Annotated in this window: 13 protein-coding genes and 1 pseudogene; 6 read left to right on the top strand and 8 right to left on the bottom strand. The window is 65.8% G+C overall.

Features of this window, described 5'->3' with window-relative positions:
• Positions 1–734: tyrosine-type recombinase/integrase (locus NP3_RS31345; RefSeq protein WP_063045242.1), on the top strand; the 734-nt coding region annotated here is incomplete at its 5' end.
• 958 nt (positions 735–1,692) lie between these two features.
• Here NP3_RS31345 and NP3_RS31340 read toward each other — a convergent pair.
• Positions 1,693–2,055 carry a cupredoxin domain-containing protein gene (locus tag NP3_RS31340; protein WP_063045241.1) on the bottom strand — a complete coding sequence of 121 codons (363 nt, stop codon included), beginning with the start codon at positions 2,053–2,055 and terminating at the stop codon, positions 1,693–1,695.
• Positions 2,056–2,360: 305 nt separating this feature from the next.
• Between NP3_RS31340 and NP3_RS31335 the strand changes: the two genes are divergently transcribed.
• Genes NP3_RS31335 through NP3_RS31325 form a run of 3 tightly spaced genes read left to right on the top strand, consistent with a single transcriptional unit; the run spans position 2,361 to position 5,277 of the window.
• Positions 2,361–2,744 (top strand): ArsR/SmtB family transcription factor, encoded by a 384-nt coding sequence (locus tag NP3_RS31335; protein WP_063045240.1) that lies wholly within the window; start codon positions 2,361–2,363, stop codon positions 2,742–2,744.
• Positions 2,737–4,905: a heavy metal translocating P-type ATPase gene (locus tag NP3_RS31330; RefSeq protein WP_084509235.1), complete on the top strand. Its 2,169-nt coding sequence runs from the start codon at positions 2,737–2,739 to the stop codon at positions 4,903–4,905. The genes NP3_RS31335 and NP3_RS31330 overlap by 8 nt, the downstream gene beginning before the upstream one ends.
• Before the next feature lie 9 nt (positions 4,906–4,914).
• Positions 4,915–5,277 carry a PLP-dependent transferase gene (locus NP3_RS31325; RefSeq protein WP_063045238.1) on the top strand — a complete coding sequence of 121 codons (363 nt, stop codon included), beginning with the start codon at positions 4,915–4,917 and terminating at the stop codon, positions 5,275–5,277.
• An 11-nt stretch (positions 5,278–5,288) separates the two neighbouring features.
• Here NP3_RS31325 and NP3_RS50780 read toward each other — a convergent pair whose 3' ends face one another.
• Positions 5,289–5,684, bottom strand: a complete 396-nt coding sequence (locus tag NP3_RS50780) for an aminotransferase class V-fold PLP-dependent enzyme (protein ID WP_157124678.1) — start codon at positions 5,682–5,684, stop codon at positions 5,289–5,291.
• Between NP3_RS50780 and NP3_RS50775 the strand changes: the two genes are divergently transcribed.
• Positions 5,619–6,044: a class I SAM-dependent methyltransferase gene (locus NP3_RS50775; RefSeq protein ID WP_063045236.1), complete on the top strand. Its 426-nt coding sequence runs from the start codon at positions 5,619–5,621 to the stop codon at positions 6,042–6,044. The genes NP3_RS50780 and NP3_RS50775 overlap by 66 nt on opposite strands.
• Before the next feature lie 26 nt (positions 6,045–6,070).
• On the opposite strand, the gene NP3_RS31315 is transcribed toward NP3_RS50775, so the two are convergent.
• The 6 genes and pseudogenes from NP3_RS31315 to NP3_RS31295 all read right to left on the bottom strand — a co-directional run bounded on the left by NP3_RS31315 (position 6,071) and on the right by NP3_RS31295 (position 9,133).
• Complete coding sequence (locus NP3_RS31315) at positions 6,071–6,448, bottom strand: hypothetical protein (RefSeq protein ID WP_157124677.1); 378 nt, start codon at positions 6,446–6,448, stop codon at positions 6,071–6,073.
• A gap of 64 nt (positions 6,449–6,512) precedes the next feature.
• A complete protein-coding gene (locus NP3_RS31310) occupies positions 6,513–7,016 on the bottom strand; it encodes a GNAT family N-acetyltransferase (protein ID WP_063045232.1) in 504 nt (167 codons plus the stop codon).
• Positions 7,013–7,435 carry an arsenate reductase ArsC gene (locus NP3_RS49980; protein WP_218024974.1) on the bottom strand — a complete coding sequence of 141 codons (423 nt, stop codon included), beginning with the start codon at positions 7,433–7,435 and terminating at the stop codon, positions 7,013–7,015. Before NP3_RS49980 ends, NP3_RS31310 begins: the two co-directional genes overlap by 4 nt.
• A 243-nt stretch (positions 7,436–7,678) precedes the next feature.
• A pseudogene (locus NP3_RS49975) lies at positions 7,679–8,173 on the bottom strand (aquaporin); the annotation flags it as partial.
• Positions 8,170–8,550, bottom strand: a complete 381-nt coding sequence (locus NP3_RS31300; RefSeq protein WP_063045228.1) for an ArsR/SmtB family transcription factor — start codon at positions 8,548–8,550, stop codon at positions 8,170–8,172. The gene NP3_RS31300 and the pseudogene NP3_RS49975, both read right to left, overlap by 4 nt.
• Before the next feature lie 70 nt (positions 8,551–8,620).
• Positions 8,621–9,133 carry an ArsI/CadI family heavy metal resistance metalloenzyme gene (locus NP3_RS31295; RefSeq protein WP_063045226.1) on the bottom strand — a complete coding sequence of 171 codons (513 nt, stop codon included), beginning with the start codon at positions 9,131–9,133 and terminating at the stop codon, positions 8,621–8,623.
• Between the two features lie 96 nt (positions 9,134–9,229).
• Between NP3_RS31295 and NP3_RS31290 the strand changes: the two genes are divergently transcribed.
• Entirely contained in the window at positions 9,230–9,589 is a 360-nt protein-coding gene (locus NP3_RS31290; RefSeq protein WP_063045224.1) for an Rv2640c family ArsR-like transcriptional regulator, read from the top strand.
• Positions 9,590–10,064 lie beyond the last annotated feature (475 nt).

The raw sequence follows: 10,064 nt of genomic DNA, 5'->3' as shown, positions 1-10,064 counted from the left end.
GAACCAGCGCACGAGAACACTTCATCAGCACCGCACGCTGCCTCTACCGCTACGCCGAAGACAACAACTGGATCCACCCCACCCGAAACCCCGCCCGCCACCTAGCAATACCCACCCGACCCCCATCACAACGCCAAGCAATCCCCTCACCCCAACTCACCGAGATCTGCCACATCACCTCCCTCACCGGCAACGACCCCGAACTCGACACCCTCATCCTGCGCCTACACACCGAAACCGCATGCCGCCGTGTTGGTGCCCTGCGCCTACGCCCCTGCGACCTCGACCCACACCAATGCCTAATCCTGCTCCGCGAAAAAGAAGGCATCGACCGCTGGCAACCCGTCTCACCCACCCTCATGCGCCACCTCCTGCGCCACGCCGAACAACGCGGCAGCCCACCCCAAGGGCAGCTGCTGCGCTACCGCAACACCAAACCCATCACCGCTCGCCGATACGACCACCTCTGGGCCCGCATTGGTGAACACCTCCCCTGGGTCGCCACCCAACACATCACCACCCACTGGCTACGCCACACCACCCTCACCTGGGTCGAACGCACCTTCGGCTACGCCACCGCCCGCACATACGCAGGCCACCACACCCGAAAAACCCACGGCACCACCGCCACCTACGTCAAAGCCGACCTCTACGAAATCGCCGCAGCACTCACAGCACTCACCCAAGAACCCCACCCACTACTCACCAACCAACCCCACCCCATCACCCACTAACAACCACGGTGCCGGTCGCCCAACAACAAGCGACCGGCGCCACCCACCAACCAACAATTTCGCCCACGTCACAACACCTTTGAAGCAGCAAAACAAACCGAAGCCGAACCAACCGACAGAACCCGACACCGGCCCCCCAACTGAGCTACCAACGTTGAATTGCCAAAAACTATTGCGGCTCAATAGAATTGAGACAATCACAATACAATTGCAGGTTCTGTGCTATGCTCCAGCGACGCACAATAGACGTACTCGTGCACACATCTGCACCAATATTGTTGCGGATCGGTGATCGATTCCCCTCTCGCGCATTACTCGAGCACCGATTTGCGTCAGATATGACGCGAATCGGTGCTCGAACACCTCCTCGCGCACGTTCCCCCGCGCTCGAGCCGTCGGACGTGGCCCAGAAGCGACAGCGAGACCGCTCGCGGCACACAGTTCCGTCACCGGTGACACCTCCGCGTGCGCGAGTAGAAGTTCGCTCGCCCCTCTGACACTCGGCAACGGCACAACTGAGACGGACGCGTGCACGAGCGATCCCTCGCACACCCCGCCGACACCGGAATTGCGCACGTGAACCCCACGGAATGTTTGCTGGGCGGGCGTCGAGGACCCTCCTACCCTTCTGATCGAGACTCCTCGATCACGCAGCCGGATTTGATCGACTGCACCCGCGCGCGGGATGTGGGTGCGTTGAATGTCCTGTCCGCCAAGCAAACCGGGCCGAACCAGCGAAGACCGCCGCGGAGCAGGAGAACGAGCAGTGGTGATCGCAGGAAATCAACATCAAACTGCGTGCCTTGGCGGCGGAGTTGATCACCGAACCCGATACGCTGCCGATCGGCCCACCCACCATCCGCAGCCGGTTCTGCCCATTTGCCGCTAACCGTCCACGAGTGAGCCCAAATCGAAGAAGCCTGACGCTCGGGCACCGTATGAAATCAACGGCGCCTGGCTATTCAGCCGGCGCTGTACCGAATGCCTGCGCTCCGGCCTGTACTCGCCACGGTTCGAGCATCGCGCGCTGCTGGTTGGCCCGTGCGATCAGATGGTCGAAATTCACTTCCCGCAACCGCTCACCCAGCCCGGCGGGTCCGCGCAAGGTGGTCCACCCGTTGAACGTCCACGCGGGATAGTGCACGCCCGGGGCGATCTCCAGTTCCTTGTCTGTGCTGGCGATCTCCCATTCGCGCAATGTGCGGCCGTCCGCGAGTGTGGACGCCTTCCCGCGATCGAAGTCCCGCAGCACAGTCGAGGGATCGAAACCGTTGCGTCGCGGGGCGACCATGGACCCGAGCCGGAAGGTCGGCCCCTCCACCCCGCCGCCATGCGAAACACCGTGCGCGCCACCCTGCTCGGCCCGAGCCGGGGACCCGACCGCCTAGCGGCGCTCAACGCCGAACCCGCCGGACCCGCGGCCGCGCCCCCACCAAGAACCGACGACGAGTCGACATCACTGCTCTCCGGACGGCGCGCAGCCGGGTCGATCCACCTTCCTCACGGGGAAGTGAGGCAGCTAACTCTGAAGTTCAATTACCCGGATATCTTCTTGATCCTTCTGACTGCACAGAAGCGACGGACAGCTGACGGTATCAATATATCAACGCCTGTTAGGATGTTGATATGAGCATCGAGCCAGTCGATTCATGCGATCTGTTGTGCCTGGACCTGCCGCACGCCGAACGGATCCGCGCGAGCCTGCCGCAGCCGGTGCAGATCGAACCGGCCGCACAGGCGGCGCGGGCGCTCGGAGATCCGACCCGGTTGACCATCGCCACCGCCCTGCACACCGGCGATGCGCTGTGCGTGTGCGATCTGGCCTGGGTCGTCGGCCAGGCACAGAACCTGGTGTCGCATCACCTGCGCCAACTCAAAACCGCCGGACTGGTCAGCTCGCGCAGGCAAGGACGGCTGGTCATGTACAGCCTGACCGAGCGCGGCCGCGATCTCGTCGCCGCCGTCGCACTGCTGTCCTCGGCGACCGCGGCGGAGGCGGACCATGTCTGAGGCCTGCTGCGCAACCGAATCCACCACGGCGGCAACCGAACCCGAGCACGGCCCGGAGCAGCTGTGGCAGGTTCGTGAGCTGCGTTTCGCGGCGGCGGCCGCAGTCCTGCTCGGTGCGAGCTGGCTATTCGGTCCGGCCGACGCCGAACGCGTCGCCTCGATCTCGGCATTGCTCGCCGCGCTTACCGGGGCGATGACCTTCGCGCCCACCGCGATTCGCAATCTGCGGCACCGCCGCATCGGGGTCGGCACCTTGATGACGATCGCGGCGATCGGCGCGATCGCGCTGGGCCAGTTCACCGAGGCCGCGATGCTCGGCATCCTGTTCTCCATCGCCGAAGGGCTCGAGCACTACGCGATCACCCGCACCCGCCGCGGCCTGCGCGCACTGCTGGCATTGGTACCAGCGACCGTCTCCGTCCTGCGTAACGGACGCGAAACCGATATAACGCCGGACGAATTGGCCATCGGCGAGGTAATGATCCTGCGCCCGGGTACGCGCGCCGCGACCGACGGAATCATCCGATCGGGACGGACCAGCCTCGACCTGTCGGCCATCACCGGCGAGTCGGTACCGGTGGAAGCCGGACCCGGCGCTATCGTGCACGCGGGTGCCATCAATGGTGGCGGCGCGATCGAGGTCACCGCGACCACACCCGCCGCGGACAGCTCACTGGCCCGCATCGTGCACCTCGTCGAACAAGCCCAGGAACGCAAGGGCGCCGGGCAGCGGCTGGCCGACCGTATCGCCCGCCCGCTGGTACCCGCGATCATGGTGCTCGCCGTCGCGGTCGCCGGACTCGGCGCACTGTTCGGCGACCCGCTGCTGTGGCTCGAACGCGCCCTCGTCGTGCTGGTCGCCGCTTCTCCCTGCGCGCTGGCCATCGCCATCCCGCTCACCGTCGTCGCCGCCATCGGCGCCGCCAGCCGCCAAGGCGCACTCGTCAAGGGCGGAGCCGCGGTCGAGGAACTCGGGCGAATCCGCATGGTCGCCCTCGACAAGACCGGGACGCTCACCCGCAACACGCCGCAGGTCACCGCCGTGGTCACCCGCGCGGGGATGACCGAAGCCGATGCGCTGGCCGCCGCAGCGGCCGTCGAGGCCCGCAGCGAACATCCACTCGCCCGAGCCATTCTCACCGCTGCGGGCACGAATATTGCTGCCGCCGAGGATGTTTCCGCTGTCGCAGGCCACGGGTTGGTCGGCATGATCGGGGCTACGCGGGTGCGGCTCGGCAAGCCCGGATGGATCGACGCCGACGCATTCACCGACGATGTCTCCCGCCTGCAGGCCGATGGCGCCACCGTCGTGCTGCTCGAGCAGGACGAGACGGTGACCGCCGCGATCGCGGTGCGCGACGAACTCCGCTGCGAGGCAACCGAATCCGTGCGACTGCTGCGCGATCTCGGCATCGATGTTGCGATGCTCACCGGCGACAACCGCCGCACGGCCGAATCCCTCGCCGCCGCGGCCGGAATCACCACCGTGCACGCCGAACTGCTTCCCGAGGACAAGGCCAGGCTGGTCACCGAACTCGGCCACCGGCACCGCGTCGCCATGGTCGGCGACGGCATCAACGATGCCCCCGCACTGGCCACCGCCGATATCGGAATCGCCATGGGCGCCATGGGAACCGACATCGCCATCGAAACCGCCGACGTCGCCCTCATGGGCGAAGACCTGCGCCACCTACCGCAACTACTCGCGCACGCCCGCCGCGCACGCCGCATCATGCTGCAGAACATCGCACTGTCACTGACCATCATCAGCGTGCTCATCCCCCTCGCCGCCACCGGCGTACTCGGCCTGGCCACCGTGGTTTTCGTACACGAATTCGCCGAAGTCCTCGTCATCGGCAACGCCATCCGCGCCGCCCGCACCCGCCCACTACCCGGCCTCACAACCACAACGATCGCACCGAACGCACCCCTACACCTCCACATCGCACCCGCCGAATCGACTGCGGGCGACGCCTGCTGCGCACCGGTATCCGCGGCGAAACCATCCACCCCAGCGGATCTCCCGGCAGTGCCCATCACCCTCGATGCCCCCACCAGCACCGACTGCGATTGCTGCGCAACAACCACAACACCCCTGATGCTCGAAAAGCCGCAGACCCCAACACTTCCCATCATCGAACTGCGACCGAATCGGCACTGACCGCCGGGCTTGCGCAGGCACGCGGCCGATCCGCGCATCGCACACGTCTACTACCCGGGGTTGGCGTCGTTCGCCGGTCACGCCCTGGCAGAAAAGCAGATGCACGGCTTCGGCGGCATCCTGACCATCGAGGTCGCCGCCGACGGGGAGACCACCATCGGCGTCGCCGACCGGCTGCGGTTGTTCTCCCTGGCCCCGAGCCTGGGGGGCGCGGAGAGCCTGGCCACCCAGCCGGTGACCACCACCCACCACGGCCTCGACGCTGCCGAACGCGCCCGCCGCGGCATCACAGATTCGATGATCCGACTCTCGATAGGGCTCGAGGACACCGACGACTTGATCGCCGACCTCACTCGCTCGCGGCACCGATGAGCACTCCCGCGTCACTCGTGGGGCCGCGTGAGGTGGCCGATCGCGTCCAGTAGAGCGCGCACGGCGCTGTCGATATCGGCGGCGGAGCTGAAGCGTCCCAGCGACAACCGCAACGCACCGAGCGCACGATCGGTGTCGATACCCATCGCGGTCAAAACTGGTGAGGGACTGTGGATTCCGGAGTGGCACGCCAATCCCGTGGACGCGGCGATGCCTGGCGCGGCGGCCAACAGATCGTGCCCGCGGATGCCGTCGATGCTGACGTTGAGGGTGTTGGGCAGCCGATGGTCGGGGGCGCCGTTGAGGTGGACTCGGCCGGGTAGCGCCTCGGCTAGCCTCTGGTGGAGCTGATCACGCAGCCGTGCCAGACGCTGTCCCGCGCCTGCGGCGAGGTCGGCGGCAGCCAGCTCGGCGGCGGCACCGAACCCGGCGGCGAGCGCGACGTTTTGCCCTTCGACGCCGCCGAATTCGACACCGTCATTTGCACATTCGGATTGTGCGCCATCCCCGACATCGACGCCGCCATCGCCGAAATGATCCGGGTGCTGCGCCCCGAAGGAAAACTCATCCTCGTCGACCACATCCCCAGCTCCAACCGCATCGTCCGCGGCATCCAGCGCCTCCTCGAAACCGTCACCGCCCCACTGGCCGCCGAACACTTCATGCGCCGCCCCCTCGACAAGATCCGCGCCACCGGACTCGAGATCGAACGCGTCGAACGGTTCAACCTCGGCATCGTCGAGCGCCTCACCGCCCGCAAGCACTGACACCCCGCCCAATACGCGGGCTCGGTTCACGTCGACATCTGCGAGCTCGGGGCGCGGCTTCCTCGCCCGCCCATGCGGTGGCGGTTGTAGACGCGGGCGGCGAGGCAGGAGCCGTGGTAGTTGATCGCGTGGAATGCGGTGGTGGCGGCGTTGAGCAGGCGAGCGAAGGTGCGGCTGGCCGAGTCGGGTAGCCGGTCGAACATTCGCGCGAGGATGAGTAGGCGTTGGGCGATCATGTAGCCGAAGACCATGTGAAACAGCAGTTGCTCGTTGGTCCAGCGGGTTTCGGTGGTGGGCTTGTCCCATTCGTCGTCGCGGACGGTGTGCAGCAGGTGGTGGAAGTCCTGGCGGACGCGTTCGAGGTCGGCGGATATTGCGGCGCGGTCGACGTTCGATGCGGTCATGGGCGCCTCGATGTGATGTGTGCAGACCATCGCTTTTGCCAGCACGATCATTGTCGCACCGGTGTTATCGGATGGCGGGGCTTCGGCGTTCGATGAGGGTGACGTCGCGCCAGTGTCCGTGGTGGCGGCCGATGCGTTCACGGGTGCCGATGGTGCGGAATCCGGCTTTGGTGTGGATGGCGAGGCTGGCGGTGTTTTCGGGGAAGATGCCGGATTGGACGGTCCAGATGCCTGCGGCTTCGGTGGAGGTGAGGATTTCGGTGAGTAGCGCGAGGCCGACGCCTCGGCTGCGGGCGTCGGGGTGGACGTAGACGGAGTGTTCGACGACTCCGGCGTAGGCGCAGCGGTCGGAGACGGGAACCACTGCGGCCCAGCCGAGTACACGGTCGTTGGTGTCGAGAGCGACGAGTCGGTGGTCGGGTAGTTTGCTGTTGTCGAACACTTCCCAGGTGGGTGCGGTGGTTTCGAAGGTGGCGTTGCCTTCGTCGATGCCGAGTTGGTAGATGGTGAGTACTTCCTCGGCGTGTTCGGGTCGCATCGGTGTGATGCGTACTCCGGTGGTGGTCATGCGGGCGACGGTATGCCGAGTTCGTCGAGTAGGCCACGGATGCGGGTTTCGATCTGGTCGCGGATGGGGCGGACCGCGTCGATGTCTTGTCCGGCGGGGTCGTCGAGTTTCCAGTCCAGATACCGGGTTCCGGGGAAGAACGGGCAGGCATCGCCGCAGCCCATGGTGATCACCACGTCGGATGCCTGTACGGCGTCGGCGGTGAGGATCTTCGGTGTTTCGGTGGAGATGTCGATGCCGATTTCCCGCATCGCTTGTACGGCAACGGGATTCACCTGCTCGGCGGGCTGGGAGCCTGCGGAGCGGACCTCGACCCGGTCGCCTGCGAGGTGGGTGAGGTAGGCGGCGGCCATTTGGGAGCGTCCGGCGTTGTGGAGGCACACGAACAGCACACTGGGCTTGGAATCCTCGGAAACCATAGGTGGTGCGGGCCTTTCAGGTTCCTGGGCGTGGTGGACGACAACGTCGTCGGCGACGGCCGACAGGTCGGGGTATAGAACGCCGATCAATGCCAGGCCGAGTGCGCCGCCGAGGAGTTGGGCGGCGAGGAAGCCGGGCACCGAGGCCGGGGCGATTCCGGCGAAGGTATCGGACCAGACGCGGCCGAAGGTGACGGCCGGGTTGGCGAAGGAGGTGGAGCTGGTGAACCAGTAGGCGGCCCCGATATAGGCACCGACCGCCGCCGCAGACAATGCAGCACGGCCACTGCGGGCCAAGGCGAAGACGACCGCGACGAGTCCGGCGGTCGCGACGACCTCCCCGACCAGATGACCTGTGGTGATGCGGTCGTGGCGAGAGATCTGGATCGGGTCCAGGTCGAACATGACGTTCGCCGACACCGCGCCCACACCGGCACCGAGGACCTGCGCAAGGCCGTACGCGGTGAGATCGACACCGGACAGGCCGCTGCCGGTGCGGCGGCCCAGCCACCAATCCGCCAGCGACACCACCGGGTTGAAATGCGCACCCGAGACCGGCCCGAACACCAGGATCAACACCCCGAGACCGAACACGGTCGCGGTCGAGTTCTCCAGCAACTGCAATCCGACATCGTGGGCGGACAGCTGCTGGGCGGCGATCCCGGAGCCGACCACCACACATACCAGCGCCGCCGTGCCGACGAATTCGGCCAGCGCCCGCCGCGCCAGCGTGCTCACCGCGGCCCCGCAACAGCAGGAGCGGTGATATCGAGTAGCTGCGAAAGCTGGTGCAACGCTGTGGGTTCGACCCGGTAGTACACCCACGAACCGCGCCGCTCGCTCGACAACAATCCGGCCTCGCGCAGCACCTTCAGATGGTGGGAGATGGTGGGTTGGGTGACGTCGAACCCCGCCGACACGTCACACACGCACGCTTCCTGACCGGCGTGGCTGGCCACCGCGCTCAACAACCGCAACCGCACCGGATCCGACAATGCCTTGAACACCGCGGCCATCTCCACGGCCGCCTCGGCTGACAACGGCTTGCCCACCAGGGGCGTGACCTCACACGACGGCGAGGTCACGCTCGTCAACGGCAACTCCGACTTAGACACGCACCGATATTGATGTACATCTAATCCAGAAGGCAAACGAACACCCGGTGAACAACCCGCAACCGGATGCTCAGCCGCAGCAGCCAGCGCCCGAAGCGACGGCTTCCTTCTTCGCCGTCGCGCTGCAGCACGCATCTTCGGCGGCGGCGTCTTCGGCGGTGCCGCAGCACACCTCAACGGCCTCGGCGTCGGCGAGTTCGGGTGCGGTGCCGAAGGTTTCGCTATCAGCCAGCACCGTGTACACCTCCCACCGCTCGGCGTTCGGGCCGGTCACCCACACCTTGTCCTGGGTGGCGAAACAACACGTGGTCGCGATCTGCTCCTCGGTGAACATGCCCGCCTCCGACAGGCGGGCGATCTCGGCGTGCACCTGCTCGGAGGACTCGACCTCCACGCCGAGGTGATTCACACTGCCGCCTTGACCGGGGTTCTCGATCAACACCAGCTTCAACGGTGGCTCGGCGATCGCGAAATTGGCGTAGCCCGGCTTCAGTTTGGCGGGTTCGGCCTGGAACAGGGCCGAGTAGAACCGCACCGCTTGGTCGAGATCATCGACATTGAGAGCGAGCTGGACACGGGACATGACTACCTCCAGTTGTGAGACATATGTCGAAAAGCTAACGATGTCGAGTCTGCCACCTTTTCGACATATGTCAATAAACTCGGTAGAGTTGATGTCATGCCCAAGGCGCTACCTGTGATCGACATGTCCGCACCGGTGTGCTGCGCTCCCGTCGCTGCCGCCCCGATCGAGGAGGCCGCCGCGCTCGAAGTGGCGTTGCGGCTCAAAGCGATCGCCGACCCGGTCCGCGTGCAGTTGATGTCACTGCTGCTGACCAGCCCTAACGGCGAAGAGAACGGTGGCGATCTCGCCACCCGTGTCGGGTTGTCGGAATCCACGGTCAGCCACCACCTCGGCCAGCTGCGCAAGGCCGGACTGGTCGAATCCGAACGACGAGGAATGAACATCTTCCACCGCGCGCGCCGTGACGCACTCGCCGCGCTGTGTCTGGTCCTGGATCCGAACTGCTGCACCTGAGACCGGCGACGGGGACTTGCCGATGCTCAGGCCTTGGAGGCGTGCAGTCTGGAATGGGTCTGTACAGCATCAAATCCGGATTCCCTCATCGCGAAGAGCAGCCCGGCCCGAGCCGTCTCCGATAGTGCTATTGGCCTCGCATACGGGCGAGCGAGGAGCAAACTGTGGTAGTTACTGGTGGACAGAACCGATCCCCGGCACAGATTGAGGCTGGACTATGAGTTCGTTTGTGCAGCAGTCGATGTCGAGGACCTGCTGTGAGGCGGTCGACGGCCTCGCACGTGAACATGCACGGCATCCGGGCGTCCGGTTCGCCCCGGGAACCCGCAGCGTCCGTTCCGGCCTTGTTGGCCAGCGGCGGACTGCTGAGCAGCGGTGCGCCGACCATTGCGTGGCGCTGCGCGTCCGCGTCGTTCAGATCTGGTCATCGAACTGCGGATGACGGTTCGGATGTCAGGTGTGGAACTGGTTCCCG

It is taken from the genome of Nocardia pseudovaccinii NBRC 100343, from assembly GCF_001613225.1.
In the GTDB taxonomy this organism is placed as follows: domain Bacteria; phylum Actinomycetota; class Actinomycetes; order Mycobacteriales; family Mycobacteriaceae; genus Nocardia; species Nocardia pseudovaccinii.
Note: the sequence above shows the minus strand (reverse complement) of the source record. Positions and strands in the feature narration are given on the sequence as shown.

What these genes read in the sequence shown, in the direction of transcription:
- NP3_RS31335 (WP_063045240.1), top strand. Translation starts at nt 2,361, where the DNA reads ATGAGCATCGAGCCAGTCGATTCATGCGATCTGTTGTGCCTGGACCTG.
- NP3_RS31330 (WP_084509235.1), top strand. Translation starts at nt 2,737, where the DNA reads ATGTCTGAGGCCTGCTGCGCAACCGAATCCACCACGGCGGCAACCGAA.
- NP3_RS31315 (WP_157124677.1), bottom strand. Translation starts at nt 6,448, where the DNA reads ATGACCGCATCGAACGTCGACCGCGCCGCAATATCCGCCGACCTCGAA.
- NP3_RS31310 (WP_063045232.1), bottom strand. Translation starts at nt 7,016, where the DNA reads ATGACCACCACCGGAGTACGCATCACACCGATGCGACCCGAACACGCC.
- NP3_RS49980 (WP_218024974.1), bottom strand. Translation starts at nt 7,435, where the DNA reads ATGGTTTCCGAGGATTCCAAGCCCAGTGTGCTGTTCGTGTGCCTCCAC.
- NP3_RS31295 (WP_063045226.1), bottom strand. Translation starts at nt 9,133, where the DNA reads ATGTCCCGTGTCCAGCTCGCTCTCAATGTCGATGATCTCGACCAAGCG.
- NP3_RS31290 (WP_063045224.1), top strand. Translation starts at nt 9,230, where the DNA reads ATGCCCAAGGCGCTACCTGTGATCGACATGTCCGCACCGGTGTGCTGC.